The following is a 15,645-nucleotide window of genomic DNA, read 5'->3' as shown; positions in this document are numbered from 1 at the left end:
CTACCCCAGCACCAGCGCATGGAGCTGCTGCGCGTAGGCGGGACCGGGAGTCCCCTCCTCGTGGGTGAAGTAGGCGTAGACGTCCCGCCCGCGCGCCATCTGCCGCCCCACCTCTCCGGCCCAGGCCCGCATGGTCTCCGGTGTATACGTGGAGCGGTGCAGCCGCAGGTAGAGGAAAGGTCCGACGAACTGTCGCACCGGCTCGTCCTCGTCGGACTCCATGATGGCCAGGGCGGTGTGTTGCTCCTCCAGCAGGGCGAACACCTCCTCCGTGTACCAGGAGGCGTGGCGGAACTCCACGGCCCGGGGCAGTGGCGGCAGCAGGTGGAGGAATTCGCGCAGCAGAGGGACGTCACGGCGCAGGGAGGGGGGGAGCTGGAAGAGCAGGGGGCCGGCGCGATCCCTTAGGGCGGCGGCGCGCTCCAGCTGCAGGCGGACCAGCTCGTCCACGTCCCGCAGGCGGCGGGTGTGGGTGATCAGGCGGTTGGCCTTGATGCTGAAGCGGAACCCTCGCGGCGTGGCCTTGCGCCACGCCTCCACCTGCGCGTCCCGGGGGAAACGGTAGAAGGTGGTGTTCAGCTCCACCGTGGGGAAGACCCGGCTGTAGAAGCGCAGCATCTCTGCAGCAGGCAGGTCCTCCGGATAGAAGCTCCCCCGCCACTCCGGATAACTGAACCCGGAGGTCCCGGCGTAGAGACGGGCGGGCATGGGCGGGAAGGGGCGCGAGGAGCTAGCGGTGCCGCTCCCGCATGGCCGCCGCGGCCTGCGCCCGCGACGCGCCGCGGCGGACCGGCTGCGGCCTCCCTTTGCGCGCCAGCTCCAGGCTGCGCCGCAGCGCGTCCATCAGGTCGACGACTTTCTCCGGCCGGGGGGCAGGGGCGGCCGCCACGGCCTGGCCTTCCGCCTTGGCCTGCAGCACCCGCAGCAGCTTCTCCCGGTACTCGTCCCGGAACTCCTCCAGGCGGAACTCGCCGGAGAGCCCTTCGATGAGCTGCATGGCCATCTTGCGCTCGTTGGGGTGGATCTTCACCTCCCCGCGGAGCTCCTCCACCTCCTCCAGGCGGCGGACCTCGTCGGCGTAGAAGAGGGTGGACATGACCATGGCACCGTTGAAGGGGCGCACGGTCACCAGGTGCTCTTTCTCCCGGATCACCACCTTGCCCACAGCCACTCTGCCCGCTTCGCGCATGGCGTCCCGCAGGAGGGCGAAGGCCTTGCTTCCCCCCTCGTCGGGGGCCAGGTAGTAGGATCTGTCGAAGTACAGGGGGTCGATCTCCCGCGGGTCAACAAACTCCAGGATGGTCAGGTTCTCAGTGGTCTCGACGGCGGCGGATTCCAGCTCCTCCTCGGTCACGATGACGAACCGTCCGCGGGCGTACTCGAAGCCGCGGACGGTGTCCTCGGCGGAGACGATGGTCTCGTGGTGCGGGCACCAGCGCCGGTTCTGGATGGGCGTGCCACAGCTCTTGTGCAGGAGGCGGAAGCGGACGTCCTTGGGGTCTTCCGCCACCAGAATCCTAATCGGGATGGTCACCAGCCCGAAGGTGAGATACCTCTTCCAGATCGGCCGCGCCATGGAGGTTTCCCCCTTTGCAGGGCTCGTCAAGCGGCGTTATCCCATTATAATTCCCCTGGGACAGGTGGCAACTCCGTCGGGCGGCGTCTCGCTCCGGGAACGTCCCGCCGGCGGGTGGCCGATTCGCCTACGGAGGGGGCAGCGGCGGGCATGCCGGAATTCCTCAAGCCGTTCCTGCGGTACTGGTCGCTCACGCTGGCGGTCTTCGTCATCTACCTCTTCGCCTTCCTGGCCGCCATTGTCGACGTCGTGGTCGACCTGCAGGAGCAGGTACGGAAGAAGCGGGCGACCGTATCTTCGCCTGCCCGGCCGCGGCTCGACCCGAACCCGCTGCGGGGCAGGACCATCGCCCAGACCTTCCAGAGTCCGGGGCAGCGGATGGACGCCAAGCGGCAGTGGGTCCACGACCATGTGGCCACGGTCCTGCACGACCTGGGGATCACCGCGCGGGCGCTGGTCCTGGAGGACTCCAGGGGCCACCCGTTCATCCAGGTCTCCGACGGGCGGCGCCTGGTGACCTACCGGGTGAACCGCGAGGCGGTGGAGCAGGGCCGCGCCGGCGACGCCAACAGGATCCACGAGATCCGGGACTACCTGCGCCGTCACCTCACCGCGGACTTCCTGGGTCAGGAGGAGGCCCGCCCGCCGCGGACCACAGAGCTGGCCCGCGAGGCCAGGCCGGCTCGGGACTCCGGGCTGGCCCGCGCGACGGCGGTGGCGGGAGGTCCGACGGCGGCCGCAGCAGCTCCAGCTCCCCCCGCCGCAAGGCGGGGCGGAGAAGCGGCCGGGGAGGGGTAGGGCGCCCCTGGCGGCGTCTCCTCCACCAGGGACCGGACCTCGGTGGGGATGGTCACCAGCCCGCGGGTGACGATGAAGCCCCGCAGGTCCTCCAGCATGCGGCTGGTCTCCTGAAGGAGCATCTGTTCCGGGGGTGCTCCCGGGAGATACGCCGCACCACCTTCGCCGGGGAGGCGGCGGGATCGATCTCACGCACCAGCTGATGCAGCGCCTCCGTGTTCCGCCGCAGCTCCTCCTGGCCGACCCGCAGCATCATCTCCAGAGGGAGGTCGATCAGCTCACCGCATCCAGCATGCGGCACGACAGCCGCTCCCCCAGGGCGAAGTCGTCGGTGGCCTGCGGGGCGACCCCTTCCCGCAGCCAGCGCAGGAATGCCCGGACGGCCTCCGCGGCCGCCTCGCTGCCGCGGAGGAACGCTTCGTAGAGGGCCCGCCCTTCCAGGTGGGCCAGCGCTGCGGGCAGGGCCTCCTCGTAGAAGGCGAGGTGCCCGGCGTAGACGTCCAGCGCCGTCTCCGGGTGCGGCCGGGGGATACGCCCTGCGACCAGATTCGCCCGGGCCTGCCTCAGCACCCGCGGCACAGTCTCCAGGTGCGCCGTCAGCGCCTGCACCCGTTCAGCCAGGGGAGCGTAGCTGCGTTTGATGTAGTTGCTCACATGCAGCAGCGAGCTGTAGCAGAGGGGGATGCGCTCGTGGTGGCGCAGCTCCGTCCACTCGTAGAGCTCCCACCGGATGGACCGCTCCACCAGCGCCAGGTCCAGCTCCTCCTGCGGCGAGAGGCAGCCGGTCGGGGCACTGGCCCTTTCCGCGGACTGCTATCCTTCTCCTGTGGCCCATCCGGGATGGGCCCGCGGCGTTTTGTCCGCTCTGACCCACCCGGTTTGACCGGCCAGCGGCGCCCGTGGTAGCGTGAACCCGGTCGGGGTGTGGCGCAGCCTGGGAGCGCGCCTGGTTTGGGACCAGGAGGTCGGCGGTTCGAATCCGCCCGCCCCGACCAGTTCCCTCGCGTTCAGCCAGGCTGGAGGCGGCGCCATGCCTGCCGTCTATGTTGGCGTGGATGTGGGGTCGGCCAGCGTCAACGTCGCGGGCGCCGACGCCGAGCGGAATCTGGTGGGCCGGCCGGTCTACGCCCGCATCGCCGCGTACTCCTCTCCCGTTGATGCCCTGAAGGCTGCATTCACCGAGTACCGGCGCACCCTGCCTGCGGGGTGGGAGATCGCCGCCAGCGGGACGACCGGGAGCGGCCGTGAGCTCACCCGACACATCCTGCGCGCCCAGCTCACCCGCAGTGAGATCTTCGCGCAGGCTGTAGGCCTGCTGACCATTCTGGACCGGGGGCTGCTCGGATGGCCGCCGCCAGTCCCCGGGACCATCATCGAGATCGGAGGCCAGGACGCCAAGGTCATCGTCCTGGCTGGCGGCGTCCCCATTTTCTTCAACATGAACAGCATCTGCGCGGCGGGTACGGGAGAGTTCCTGCAGCAGCTGGCCGATGAGATCGGGCTGCCCGTGACCGAGATAGGGAGCATCGCCCTGCAGGCGAAGTATCCTGCCCGGATCGACGCCACCTGCACCGTCTTCAGCCGACGCGACTTCCGCCACCTGACGCAGAAGGGCGTGCCACTGCCCGACCGCCTGATGGGGATCTGCCAGGCACTGGCCGCCAACTACGTGCGGAACGTGGTGGGCACAGCGGAGCTGCGCCCGCCGTTCTTCTTCCAGGGGGGCGTGGCTGGCAACGTCGGGGTTCGCGCTGCCCTGGAGGCGCGCCTGGGTTATCCGGTCATCGTCCCGCCGCATCATGCGGTCTTGGGGGCCATCGGTATGGCCGCCACCGTGGCCACGGAGGTTGTGGGCGCAGGACATCAGTCCTTCGACGACGCCTTCCTGGAGAAGACCATCGAGAGCTGCATCCGCTTCTGTAACGGCTGCCACAACACCTGCGAGATCACTGAAGCGCTGGAGCGAACTCCGGCCGGAGCCAGCCGGGTCCTTGACCGCCTGGGGGGCCGGTGCGAGCGCTCGCAGGACCCGCGGAACCTCCACGATCGACCGCCTCCCCTGCGGCCACTGACTTTGCCCATGCGCATGGAGGCGCCCGGGGTAGCGTCCTTCGACATTTTCGCCCTCCGCCCCCGGGTGCGGCAGGCTCGCGGTCTGTACTTCGCCGGTATCGACGGGGGGTCGCGTGGCACCAAGTACGCCGTCATCCGGTGCGACGCGGACCGTCTGGATGTGCTGGGTGTGGGCGTGCTGGAAACCGGCGGCGATGCGGTGGGCGCAGTGAAGGCCGCGGTGGAAGGGATCAGCCGTTTCCTGCCGGCTGGGGCGACGCTCGCCGGGGTGGGGACCACTGGCAGCGCAGGCGAGCTGGCGCGGGACATGGTCAGCGCCGCTGCCGGGGACTGCGCCGACTACCTGAGCACCGAGATCCTGGCGCACTTCGCCTGGGCCGCGCGGCTGTATCCCGCTGTGGGCACCGTGATGGACCTGGGCGGGAACGATGCCAAGATCATCGTCCGCCGGGGCGGCGCGCTGGAGTTCGCCATGAACGACAAGTGCGCCGCAGGCACGGGTGCCTTCATCGAGGCGGTGGCCAAGCGCTTCTCCGTGCCCATCGAGGAGTACGGGGCCCTGGCCTGCAGGGCCGCCCATCCCGCCCGGATCGCCGGCCGCTGCGCGGTCTTTGGCGAGTCGGACATCGTGCACAAGTCCCGCCTGGGCTACCCCACCCCCGACCTGCTCATGGGACTGGCCCTGGCCATCTGCCGCACTTACCTCTCCGACGTGGGCCGGGGCAAGGAACTCAGCCTGCCGGTTGTGGCCCAGGGGGGCGCCTTCCTCAACGACGCGGTTCTTGCCGCCTTCCGCCAGGTACTCGGGCTGGGGGAGGAACAGTTCATCCGCCACCCTGATCCCCGTTTCGTCATCGGCGCGGGTGCGCTGGGCGCTGCCCTGCTGGCGCGGGCCAGGTATGAGGAAGGGCTGACCACGGCGTTCAAAGGATTCTCCGCCGTCGCCACCCGGCGGTACGAGACCGTCTCCCTGGAATGCCGGCACCCCGAGTGTCCCCGGCGGTGCACGGGTGTGGTCGCGCTGCTGGAGGAGGGCGTTCCCATCGCCGGGTATCGGTCCATCGACTGTCCCCTGGGCATGTTCGAGGGAAGGATTACCTCGCGGCGCGTGGAGGCCCACATGCGGGCTCTGCTCAGCCGCCGGGTGAGCAAGGACGGTGACCAGGATGCCACGGGTCGGCATCCCGCGGGCCCTCACCTACCACTATCGGTCCTCCCGCATCCTTGAGCGCTTTCTGAGGGAGGCTGGCGCAACCGTCGTCTTAAGCCCCAGGACGACGCCGCAGATCCACGCGGCGGGCACAACCCTGGGCAGCGCCGACTACTGTCTCTCCCTGCGCATGCTCATCGGACACGTGCACCACCTGATCACGCACCATCCCGACCTGGACTTCATCCTGGTACCCAACCTCTGCCGCGAGGACGAGCGGCGCAACAGCTGCTCCAAGTACCGGGACGCGGGTGGTGTTGCCCTGCGCTCCCTGACGTCCGTGCTGGGATACCTGCGGCAGCATGCCTCCGGGCGGGTCCGGCTGCGGGCCGACACCCTCCTCCAGGCTGCGGGCCTGGCCGCTCCCGACAGCGCGCGCTTCCCCATCCTGCTGCAGCCCTACGTCTGGTCCCTGCGTCGCCTGCCCATGCTCAGTACGTGCTTTGGGCTGTACTGCGACATCTTCGGCGTCCCCTGGCCGCTCCGGGTGGGAGAGCCGCTGGTGCCGGCACCGCTGCGGCGGGTCCTCGCCCCCCATCTGCAGCGCTGCCTGGAGCCCTTTGCCAAAGCGTACGACTCGGTGATGCAGCACGACACGCACCGCCTGCAGCGTTTCCTGGCCCAGGACCGCGCCGTCAGGCTGGCCATCGTGGCGCGGGACTATCTGCTGGCCGAACCGCTGCTCACCGCTGACCTCAAGGCCTGGTTCCTGAAGGCGGGGGCACGGGTGATCACGCCAGGTGACGTCTGGCCGGAAGACATGCCGGCGGGTCCGGAGGCGGCGTGGGCCTTCTATGATTCCCACTGGCACTTCGACGCCTTCGTGGAGCTGGTGGCCCCTTATGTGGACGGCTTCGTCTTTGCCGGCTGTTTCGGCTGCCACCCCGATGCCTTCATCCTGGAGTTCCTGCTCGACCGGGTACGCCGGCGGGGGATCCCGGCGTGGCTGCTGCGTTATGACGAGCAGGCGGGCAGCGCGGGCTTTCAGACCCGGTATGAGACCATCATGCGCTTCCTGGAGATGCGACGCGATCGAAGGCTGGCTGAGGCGGACCGGTCGGCCTTCCGGACCGGGGCCGGCAGCAATGCCCGGGGCGCTTCTGCCAAGGACGGGAACGGCCCCACAGCTGACCGGGCGCGTAAGCCGCTCATCATCTGGCCTCACATGAGTGACACCATCGATCTGGTGGTGGGCGAGCTGGCCTACCAGGCGGGGCTGCAGGAGTACGTGCAGCCTCCCCGCCCTGTCAGCGACCTCACCCTGGAGCTGGCGGGGGACAGGTATGCGGAGTCCTGCTGTCCCTATGCCTTCAGCACGGGCAGCCTGGTGGAGACCCTCAGCGAACACTTCCGCGCCCGTCCCAGCGGGCCCCCACGACGCATCGTGGCGCTCATGGCCCGGGGGGAAGGACCCTGCACGCTGGGGCTCTACCTGCCCGCCCAGGCCAGGGAGCTGCCGGAACAGCTCCGCGCTACCCTGGAGCGAGGCGGCCACTCTCTGGAGTTCATCTCGCTGGGGCTGGCCAACGTCGCTGAGTTTGTGGGGGAGCTGGCCGCGCTGGGTAATCGGCGGCGTCTGGGTCCGATCGTCGACTACGTGCGCATGCGCGCCGACGGCACGTTCACCCGTCTCCCCTGGTGGCGCCACCTGGCTATGCGGCGCCGCCTGTGGAAGACAATCGCCACGCTCGCCGTCACGGCACGGGCGAAGCTGGAGGCCGCAGAGGCGTTACGGGCCCGGGCGCTGCTGGTGCGGGCGCACGAGACTGTGCGGGGAGCGACCACGGCGGCCTACCGGCAGGGTCTGGCCGCCCTGGCCGCGGCGCACACGGTGGCAGACATCCGCCGCGCCCGCCAGGCCGCGCTGGCGGCGCTGGGAGCGGTGCCGCAGGATGGGGCCATCCGGCCGCGGGTGGCTGTGGTGGGCGAGATCTACGTGGTGCAGGCATCCTACGCCAACCGGGGTGTGGTGGACAACCTCCTCGGGCAGCATCGGGTGGAGGTAGTGGAAGGCACGACGCTGGGCAAGCTCATCGGTTCCGCCCTCCGGGAGCTGCGCCGGCGCACGTGGGCCGATGCCCGCCCGCTGCGTTCTGTGCTGCGCTGGCTGTGGGCGCGCAACGTCCTGCTGCTGCACCGGGCCGACGAGGGCCGGGAGGCCCGCCCCTTCATAAACGTGAGGGTGGGCGGAGAGGGAGACCTCTCCGTGGCCCAGGCCCGGACGCTGGTGGAGGCTGGGGTGGACGGGGTGGTGCACCTCTTTCCCTTCAAGTGCATGCCCGAGGGTATCGCCCGGCTGGCGCTGGCAGAGGTCTGCCGCCTCTACGGCGTTCCGTACCTTCCGCTCTCGTTCAACCGGGAGCTGGAGATCGAGCGGGTGAAGACCGAGGTCGCCACCTTCGCCGTGCTGCTGCACGCCCGAATCGCCGAGCTTGCTGCCGGAGGGCAGGAAGGCTTCCGCAGGGCCAGGGCCCGGGAGGTCGCCCGCCGCCGGGCCATCGGCGCCGCAGTGAACGCGCTGCACCGAGGCGTCCGCCGGCGCCGCTTCGCCGTCGCCTGATTCCACCCGACCTCGCCGTGCGCATCCCATGTGGGCAGGCCCACCTGGCCTGCCCGGAGGATCCGGGAAGGTTGGGTGCAGCATTCCCTGCGGCTGCCCCGCGAAAATCCGCGGCAATCTTCGTCTAAGAATGGGGCGGACCGGGCATAACCCGTGCAAGAGTTGACGGGCCGATGCCAGGGGGGAGCCTCTCCATGCGGACGCTGGTGGACAGGGTGGTGGACGGCTGTGGCGAGACGCCGGTGCGGGTGGCCGCACCCTTTGTGCTCCTGGACAGCTTCCCGGCACCTCCCCCTGCGTCGCAGGGGGTCGTCCTGGCCGCTCTCGGCCTCAGCGCCGCCGGGACGCGCCGCTTCCTGGCGGTGGAGGTGGCCGAAGAGGAGAAGGAAGAGGCGTGGCGCGCCTTCCTCGCCCGCCTGGCGGCGGTGATGGCGGATCGCCCGCTGCTTGTCTGCGCGTCTGGGCAGCCCACCATGTGCAGGGCTCTCAGGAAGACCTACCCACGCACCTACATCCAGGTGAGCGTGACCCACCGGCTGCTGGCCTGGGCCCGGCAGACCGAGGGCGCGCGTCCCGCGTGGCTGGCCGAGGTACGGCGCATCTTCACCGCGCCCGACCTGGAGACCGCGGTCGCGCGCTTTCGCGCCTGGCGGTTGCGCTGGCGGCATCGGGACCACAGGGTGGTGGAGGGGCTGGAGGCGGAACTGGCGGCGCACCTGGCGTTCTACCGTTTCCCCCGTCGCCTCTGGAAGAAGGTGCGCACGGCCATCGCGGTGCGCAAGACCTACCTTCAGGCGCTGCGGGCGGGGACTCTTGGCCGCCCCACCCTGGATGGAGCCGGCGATGCGGCTGGGGAGCGAGGGGCGCTGGTCTTCTACCGCACGGTGAGTGCGCCTGCGCCCGAGGGGGCGCCTGTACCGGATCCGGTCTGGTCCGGCGCTACCCCAGCCGATGTCCCGGAGCCCGGGAGGAGCCCCGTAGGGGCGACGGTGTAGGATTTGAGCAGGCGGCGGGTGAACATCCTGCCGGGATGTCTTTGCTACACCGCCGAGTGGACACTCATGCCTGGCCGGGTGTGATCGAGCGCTACCGTCCCTTCCTCCCGGTGACCTCGCAGACCCCGGTGATCACTCTGCTGGAGGGGAACACGCCGCTAGTGGAGTCGGCCCGGCTGGGGCCGCGGCTAGGGGTGCATCTGCTCTTCAAGCTGGAGAGCACGAACCCCAGCGGGTCGTTCAAGGACCGGGGAATGACGGTGGCGGTCTCCAAGGCGCTGGAGGCGGGCAGCCGCGCCGTGATCTGCGCTTCCACCGGCAACACCGCGGCCTCGGCGGCGGCCTACGCCGCACGTGCAGGGCTCCCCTGCCTGATCGTCCTGCCGGCCGCGGGGGTGGCGGCGGGCAAGCTGGCGCAGGCCTTCGCCCACGGAGCGCGGCTGGTCACGGTCGAGGGAGGATTCGACGTGGCCCTGGCGGTGACGCGGGAGGTCAGCGCACGGCTGGAGCTGGCGCTGGTGAACTCGGTGAACCCGCACCGCATCGCCGGGCAGAAGACGGCGGCCTTTGAGATCTGCGACGTCCTCGGGTCGGCCCCGGACCTGCTGGTCCTGCCGGTGGGTAACGCAGGTAACATCACCGCCTACTGGCGGGGTTTCCTGGAGTACCAGGCCGCAGGCCGCATTGCCGCGCCTCCCCGCATGGTGGGAGTGCAGGCCGCGGGGGCGGCGCCGCTGGTAGACGGCCGTCCGGTGGAGTGCCCTCAGACTGTGGCCAGCGCCATTCGCATCGGCAATCCGGCCAGCTGGCAGGGCGCGGTGGCCGCGGCCAGTGAGTCCCGCGGGCGATTCATCAAGGTGACCGATGAGGCCATCCTGGCAGCCCAGGAGCGGCTCGCTGTCGAGGAGGGCGTCTTGGTGGAACCCGCCTCGGCGGCCGCGGTGGCCGGGCTGCTTGAGCTGGCTGAGGCCGAGCCGCCCCGCGGTGGGATCGTCGTCTGCGTCCTCACCGGGCACGGCCTGAAGGACCCCCAGGCCCTGCCCCGTGCCGCGGCGCTCCCCCCGCCGGTGCCCCCTACGGAGGAGGCGGTCGGCCGCGCCGTCCTGTCACTGCTGGGGTGAGCCCCCGGCTGCTGTGCTGACCGGGCGCATCGCAGATCCCCGCGCCGCCCCGCTACCACATGGCGAAGACGCGACAGGGGCCTCCCGATCCGCCGGCGACCTTTGGTGCGCCCACGAAGACCCATGCGCCGCTTGGAGGAATCCTGGCCAGGTTCGCCAGGTTCTCCAGCCCCCAGCGGCCGGCCGGCAGCCAGGTCACGTGGGTCTTGAAGTCTTTGGAGGCGCCGAAGTCCAGGCTGAGGGTGTCTACGCCGATCCCCACCGCGTCGCGCTCCGCCAGCAGAAACTCCACGGCGTTGGGGTGGAAGCCGGGGAAGTGCATGGTCCCTGAGGCGTCGGGATTGCGGAAGGCCTGGGAGCTACCGACGCGCGACTCCCAGCCGCTGTGCATAAACACCGCCGCGCCCCGGGGCAGCCGGCCGTAGCGGCGCTCCCAGGCGCGGATGTCGTCGGCGGTGGCGCGGGTGTCGGGATCCCGCGCCGCTCGCTCGTGCACGTGGATCACCGCCACCGGAGCAATGAGGACCCCGGGGCCCAGCCGCTCCACCGTGGGCGCTCCATCGCCGAAGTGGGCCGGGGCATCCATGTGGGTACCGATGTGCTCGAAGTAGGAGATGTTCATAGCATAAAAGCCGTCTTTCTTTACCGTGACGGCCACGTCGGACTTGAAGACCGGCCGGCCGAAGAACGAGGGAAAGGTCGGCTTCAGCGTGTGTGTGAGGTCCACCACCCGCCGGAAGCGCGGGGTGGCGGGGGCGGCCAGGGCCTGGGTCGCTCCCAGCAGTTGCGCGCCGGCGGCGGTGACGGCTGCCGCGCCAGCTAGCCGCAGGAAACCCCTCCGGCTGAGCTCAGCATGTACCGCGTCCATGACCAGGGGTCCACACATGCCCGTTCCCTCCTTGTCTGTGGGAAGCGTTCTGAGATTTAGCCCCTTATATTGGCCATCCGCGCCCCTTCCCCTGCCTGCACGTGCGCACCTCTGTGCTGCCCTGTGGTCATGCCTCGCAGGGCTTGACGGTTCCGGTTCCGATGTGTGAAGATAGGCCCGCATCGGGAGCGGTCTGCTGCATCGGCGGACCCGGCAACCTGGGACAGACAGCCAAGGTGCCTCCCGCGTCCAGCGGGGATGCGGCCCCGGCAGGTTAACCTGCACGGCGGCAACTTCTGTCTGCGTTAAAGGCCCGTGCTCCTGATGTGGAGGCGGGCGCTTCTATTTCTGCAGGGAGCGGAGGGCAGGGGGAGATGGTCGCGGAGAGACTGCGCTGCCGGGTCTGCGGCCGGGCCTATGAGCTGGCCGCCGCCTACGTCTGCGAGGAGTGTCTGGGTCCGCTGGAGGCGGAGCTAGGGGCTCTGCCTGATGCGGCCACCTTTCGGGCGCGGGTGGAGCGCGGGCCGCGCACTCTGTGGCGCTATGCCGACCTCCTGCCGCTGCCCTACGACGCCGCGGCCGACCTGGGTGCAGGCCTGACCCCGCTGCTTGCGGCCCGCAACCTGGGGGCCGCCCTGGGGTTGCGCCGCCTCTACCTGAAGAACGACGGGTGCAACCCCACCTGGTCCTTCAAGGACCGCGTGGTCACGCTGGGTGCGGCGGCGGCCCGCCGCTTCGGCTTCACCGTGCTCGCCTGCGCCTCCACGGGTAACCTGGCCAACTCCGTTTCCGCTCACGCGGCCCGGGCCGGGATGCGGGCGGTCGTCTTCGTCCCCCGAGGCCTGGAGGCTGGCAAGCAGGTCCTCTCCGCGGTACACGGAGCCACCATCGTCGAGGTGGACGGGACGTACGACGACGTCAACCGCCTCTGCGCCCAGGTCGCCGACGAGTACCCCTGGGGGTTTGTTAACGTCAACCTGCGGCCGTACTACAGCGAGGGGGCCAAAACCCTGGGCTATGAGGTGGCGGAGCAGCTGGGCTGGATGCTGCCGGACCATGTGGTGGTCCCACTGGCCTCCGGCAACCTCCTCCTAAAGATCGAGAAGGCGTTTCGCGAACTGGTCACCCTTGGCGTCGTTCCCCCCCATCGGGTGCGCGTGCACGGGGCGCAGGCCGCCGGCTGCGCCCCCATTGTGGCCGCCTATGAGTCCGGGGCGGAGGTGGTCACCCCGGTGCGGCCGCAGACGCTGGCCCACTCGCTGGCCATCGGTATCCCCGCCGACGGGCGCTACGCCCTGGAGGCCATCCGCCGCAGCGGGGGTGCGGCCGTGGCGGTCAGCGACGCCGAAGCGGTAGCTGCGGTGCACGCCCTGGCCGAGCAGGAGGGGATCTTCACTGAGACCGCCGGCGGCGTAACGCTGGCTGCGCTGCGCCGCCTGGCGGCCGCGGGGAGGTTCGCGCCGGACGAGACGGTTGTGGTCTACCTGACGGGCATGGGCCTGAAGACCCAGGAGGCAGTGCAGCAGACCCTGCGGCCGGCGGTGCGGGTGCGGGCCACCCTGGACGACATCGAGGCCGCGGTGCTGCCCGCCCTGGAGGCACGCGCCGCGGCCCCGGTGGAAGGGTAAGGTCCGGGGCTGACCCTACGCCTGCACGAAGGCGACGAAGCGGCTGAAGGCGGCTTCTCCGCCCTTGAAGCGGAAGGGGAAGCAGCCCACCCAGACCCGCTGGTTGAGTACCCGGTCGATCTCCCCGCCCACGTTCTCCACGTGGTAGACACCCTTGGGGAACAGGAGCGTGTGCGTGGCCTGGTAGTCCCGAGGCCAGGGGAAGGCCTCGTCCAGGGGCATGCCGATCTTGGCCTCCACCTCCGGCACCAGGTCGGGACGGGCGCGGCGCACGTTGGTGTTGAACGGATGGTCGGTGGAGATGGCGTCCACGGCCAGCCAGCGGATGCCACGGTCCAGCACCCACTGGCAGAACTCCGCCCGGGGGCCGGGGTGCTTCAGGAACGAACGGGGCAGGTTGGGCCCGGCGTCGGGGTGGTGCTCCCGCGTGGCCGGGGACCAGTCCTCATTGTAGTAGGCGTGGTAACCGGTGTGGATCACCAGGATGTCGCCGCGGGCGATGGTGATGCCGTAGGTCTTCTCCCACCGCTCGAAGTGCTCCGGTCCGTAGATGTCGTAGTCCCCGATACCGAACTGCTGCAGGTCGACGATGCAGGCGGGCCCGACCAGCTGGGTGATGGGGATCCCTGAGACGTCGGGACCCGGATCGTGGAAGTGCAGCGGGCTGTCCAGGTGGGTGGCGATGTGGTTGGTGGAGGAGATGAGCTGCGCGTTCACCCCCTCAAAGGCCAGCTTCTTCACCCACTTGATCGTCGGACCGTCGTAGTAGGCAAACGGCGGCGAGTCCACACTGAAGTTCTGGGAGAGATCCAGGACGCGCACGTTGCTCAGGTCCACCATGTTCATATCGTCTTCACCCCCCTTACGTCAGGTGCGCATCTGCGCCGCGGCTTCCAGGGCTGCTTCGAAGCAGGCCATGGGAGGGCGGACCAGTCCCGCCCCCACCTGGCCGATCCCGGGCTCCTTGTGGGCGATGCCGGTGTTCACCCGCGGGGTGATCCCGGTCCTGACCACCCGGCGGATGTCGATGCCGGTGGGCGTGCCCCGGAAGCCCAGGACGGGAATGGTCCAGGCCGGGTTCTCCGCCACCGTGATCTCATACATCTCCTGCGTCGCGGCCAGGGCCATCTCTGGCGTGCCCCCCACGAACTGGACGATGGCCGGGGCCGCGGCCATGGCGAAAGCCCCGATTCCGGCCGTCTCCGTGATGGTGGAGTCGCCGATGTCGGGGTTGGCGTCCTCCTGACTGAAGCCGGGGAAGAAGAGGCCGACCGGAATCTCGGCGGGCGCGGTGAACCAGCGGTCACCCAGCCCGCTGACCCGGATGCCGAAGTCGGTGCCGTTGCGCGCCATGGCAGTGACCACGGTGCTCCCGGGGATGCCGTGGGCCGGGTCGAGCAGGGCCTTACAGGTGGCCATGACCGGATTGAGCACGGCCAGATCGGTCTCCGCGAAGTAGCGCAGCACCCGGGCCAGCTCCCGGCGATCCAGGCCGGTTTCGGCCAGCGCCGGCGCCAGCATCCGCGCCATGAGGGCGGATCCGGCACGGTTCCGGTTGTGCCCCTCGTCTCCCATAGTCAGTTGCTGGGCGATCAGGCTCTTCATGTCCAGGCCGCCCATCGCCCGCAGGGCCTCGCCGACAGCCGGTCCCAGCACCTCATTGATCCAGCGCAGCCGGTCCAGGACCTGCCGGCTGTAAGCCCCGTAGCGCAGGACCTTGCCGTAGCCTTCGTTTAGCGTGGAGTAGGCCCGGTTGCCGAAGCGCCGGTTCTCCACGACGTAAACAGGCATCGAGGCCGTGGTCACCCCGGCCATGGGCCCCACGGCAGCGTGGGCATGGCACGGCGCAAACCGCACCTCTCCTGCCGCTGCCAGCTCCACGGCCTCCCGCTCGTCGCCGGCGAGCCCCTCATACAACAGTCCGCCGATCACTGCTCCTCGCAGCGGACCGGACATCCGCTCCCAGGTGATGGGGGGACCGGCGTGCAGGATCAGGCTTTGCTCCATACCCGAGATGACGTCGGCGGCCCGGGCGACATCAGTCAGGATGGGCTGGCCCTCCAGGATGCGCGCCACCGCCTCCTGGTTGGCCCGGTCGATGGCCATGACAGCCTCCTCAAAGAGGGTCAAATGCACACTTCGCCCGCCGCGGGGGAATCCCTGGTGGTCGGGCAGGACGGGGCCTGCGTTGACGCCTCAGGAAGGGGGGTGGTACAGTCGGCAGGGTGTTCCGGATGGCGGCCATGGTGCGTTGCGACAACTGCGGCTATCAGAATCCCCAGGGCGCGCTGGTCTGCCGGCGCTGCCGGCGCCGGTTGCGGACCCGTCCCGAGCCCGCGGGTCCCCGGCGCCAGAGCGAGGCCGAGCTGACCCTGGTCGTGGCGGATGGGCTGACCCGGCTGGCGATGGTCGCCGCAGTGATCCTGGGGCTGGCCGACCTGCTGGCCTTTCCCCTCTACCGGCGTGTCGCTCCGGGGATGCTGATCCTGACGGTACTGGCCCTGCTGGCGGCGCTGGTGGGCCGCTGGCGGCTCTCTGCCCTGCGCAGCTCGGGCGCACGCTAGCTGATCAGCGCATGATGCGCGCCTCGTCTTCCGCCAGCTATACCAGCCGCTCAAAGCCACAGCTCGATCTGTGAACCCGGCCCGGGCCGAGGTCACGCCGACGCGCCAACTGCTGCAGCGGAGGCGTCACCTGCAGCCAGCCCGGCCGCTTGGTCGCCAGCTGCAGGAGCGTCGGGGTCATTTTCGTCTAAGACGCCCGCCTCTCTGGGCATAGGGTCTGTAGCATACTCGGCAGGCGTGCAGGTTCGCAGC

Annotated in this window: 12 protein-coding genes, 1 tRNA gene and 1 pseudogene; 8 read left to right on the top strand and 6 right to left on the bottom strand. The window is 70.0% G+C overall.

What is annotated here, in order from left to right:
* Both QN152_08290 and QN152_08285 read right to left on the bottom strand, forming a co-directional pair.
* Positions 1–708 (bottom strand): DUF72 domain-containing protein, encoded by a 708-nt coding sequence (locus QN152_08290; GenBank protein ID MDR7539510.1) that lies wholly within the window; start codon positions 706–708, stop codon positions 1–3.
* 22 nt (positions 709–730) lie between these two features.
* A complete protein-coding gene (locus tag QN152_08285; protein MDR7539509.1) occupies positions 731–1,576 on the bottom strand; it encodes a Ku protein in 846 nt (281 codons plus the stop codon).
* 150 nt (positions 1,577–1,726) lie between these two features.
* Here QN152_08285 and QN152_08280 point away from each other — a divergent pair, with 150 nt between their 5' ends.
* Positions 1,727–2,374 carry a hypothetical protein gene (locus QN152_08280; GenBank protein MDR7539508.1) on the top strand — a complete coding sequence of 216 codons (648 nt, stop codon included), beginning with the start codon at positions 1,727–1,729 and terminating at the stop codon, positions 2,372–2,374.
* A 273-nt stretch (positions 2,375–2,647) separates the two neighbouring features.
* Here QN152_08280 and QN152_08275 read toward each other — a convergent pair.
* Positions 2,648–3,148 (bottom strand): annotated as a pseudogene (locus QN152_08275) (DUF885 family protein).
* A gap of 144 nt (positions 3,149–3,292) precedes the next feature.
* On the opposite strand from QN152_08275, the gene QN152_08270 reads away from it, so the two are divergent.
* From QN152_08270 to thrC (QN152_08250), 5 genes are all read left to right on the top strand, one after another.
* Positions 3,293–3,369 (top strand) — tRNA-Pro (locus QN152_08270).
* 35 nt (positions 3,370–3,404) lie between these two features.
* On the top strand, positions 3,405–5,675 hold the full coding sequence (locus QN152_08265; GenBank protein ID MDR7539507.1) for a BadF/BadG/BcrA/BcrD ATPase family protein: 2,271 nt from the start codon (positions 3,405–3,407) through the stop codon (positions 5,673–5,675).
* Complete coding sequence (locus tag QN152_08260; GenBank protein MDR7539506.1) at positions 5,614–8,217, top strand: acyl-CoA dehydratase activase-related protein; 2,604 nt, start codon at positions 5,614–5,616, stop codon at positions 8,215–8,217. Before QN152_08265 ends, QN152_08260 begins: the two co-directional genes overlap by 62 nt.
* Positions 8,218–8,411: 194 nt before the next feature.
* Positions 8,412–9,212, top strand: a complete 801-nt coding sequence (locus QN152_08255) for a transposase (GenBank protein MDR7539505.1) — start codon at positions 8,412–8,414, stop codon at positions 9,210–9,212.
* A gap of 41 nt (positions 9,213–9,253) precedes the next feature.
* Positions 9,254–10,333: a threonine synthase gene (thrC, locus tag QN152_08250; protein ID MDR7539504.1), complete on the top strand. Its 1,080-nt coding sequence runs from the start codon at positions 9,254–9,256 to the stop codon at positions 10,331–10,333.
* Between the two features lie 52 nt (positions 10,334–10,385).
* Here thrC (QN152_08250) and QN152_08245 read toward each other — a convergent pair whose 3' ends face one another.
* Positions 10,386–11,219 carry a cyclase family protein gene (locus tag QN152_08245; GenBank protein ID MDR7539503.1) on the bottom strand — a complete coding sequence of 278 codons (834 nt, stop codon included), beginning with the start codon at positions 11,217–11,219 and terminating at the stop codon, positions 10,386–10,388.
* A gap of 356 nt (positions 11,220–11,575) precedes the next feature.
* On the opposite strand from QN152_08245, the gene thrC (QN152_08240) reads away from it, so the two are divergent.
* A complete protein-coding gene (gene thrC / locus QN152_08240) occupies positions 11,576–12,829 on the top strand; it encodes a threonine synthase (GenBank protein MDR7539502.1) in 1,254 nt (417 codons plus the stop codon).
* Between the two features lie 15 nt (positions 12,830–12,844).
* Here thrC (QN152_08240) and QN152_08235 read toward each other — a convergent pair whose 3' ends face one another.
* Positions 12,845–13,675, bottom strand: a complete 831-nt coding sequence (locus QN152_08235) for a cyclase family protein (GenBank protein MDR7539501.1) — start codon at positions 13,673–13,675, stop codon at positions 12,845–12,847.
* A 21-nt stretch (positions 13,676–13,696) separates the two neighbouring features.
* A complete protein-coding gene (locus QN152_08230; GenBank protein ID MDR7539500.1) occupies positions 13,697–14,935 on the bottom strand; it encodes a DUF1116 domain-containing protein in 1,239 nt (412 codons plus the stop codon).
* A 128-nt stretch (positions 14,936–15,063) separates the two neighbouring features.
* On the opposite strand from QN152_08230, the gene QN152_08225 reads away from it, so the two are divergent.
* Entirely contained in the window at positions 15,064–15,393 is a 330-nt protein-coding gene (locus QN152_08225; GenBank protein ID MDR7539499.1) for a hypothetical protein, read from the top strand.
* Positions 15,394–15,645 lie beyond the last annotated feature (252 nt).

Source organism: Armatimonadota bacterium, assembly GCA_031459715.1.
In the GTDB taxonomy this organism is placed as follows: Bacteria; Sysuimicrobiota; Sysuimicrobiia; order Sysuimicrobiales; family Humicultoraceae; genus Humicultor; species Humicultor tengchongensis.
This window is presented reverse-complemented; position numbering and strand designations above follow the sequence as displayed.

Bases quoted from the DNA above. Each gene is read 5' to 3' on its own strand.
- QN152_08290 (MDR7539510.1), bottom strand. From the start codon at position 708: ATGCCCGCCCGTCTCTACGCCGGGACCTCCGGGTTCAGTTATCCGGAG.
- QN152_08285 (MDR7539509.1), bottom strand. From the start codon at position 1,576: ATGGCGCGGCCGATCTGGAAGAGGTATCTCACCTTCGGGCTGGTGACC.
- QN152_08280 (MDR7539508.1), top strand. From the start codon at position 1,727: ATGCCGGAATTCCTCAAGCCGTTCCTGCGGTACTGGTCGCTCACGCTG.
- QN152_08265 (MDR7539507.1), top strand. From the start codon at position 3,405: ATGCCTGCCGTCTATGTTGGCGTGGATGTGGGGTCGGCCAGCGTCAAC.
- QN152_08260 (MDR7539506.1), top strand. From the start codon at position 5,614: ATGCCACGGGTCGGCATCCCGCGGGCCCTCACCTACCACTATCGGTCC.
- QN152_08255 (MDR7539505.1), top strand. From the start codon at position 8,412: ATGCGGACGCTGGTGGACAGGGTGGTGGACGGCTGTGGCGAGACGCCG.
- QN152_08245 (MDR7539503.1), bottom strand. From the start codon at position 11,219: ATGTGTGGACCCCTGGTCATGGACGCGGTACATGCTGAGCTCAGCCGG.
- thrC (MDR7539502.1), top strand. From the start codon at position 11,576: ATGGTCGCGGAGAGACTGCGCTGCCGGGTCTGCGGCCGGGCCTATGAG.
- QN152_08235 (MDR7539501.1), bottom strand. From the start codon at position 13,675: ATGAACATGGTGGACCTGAGCAACGTGCGCGTCCTGGATCTCTCCCAG.
- QN152_08230 (MDR7539500.1), bottom strand. From the start codon at position 14,935: ATGGCCATCGACCGGGCCAACCAGGAGGCGGTGGCGCGCATCCTGGAG.
- QN152_08225 (MDR7539499.1), top strand. From the start codon at position 15,064: ATGGCGGCCATGGTGCGTTGCGACAACTGCGGCTATCAGAATCCCCAG.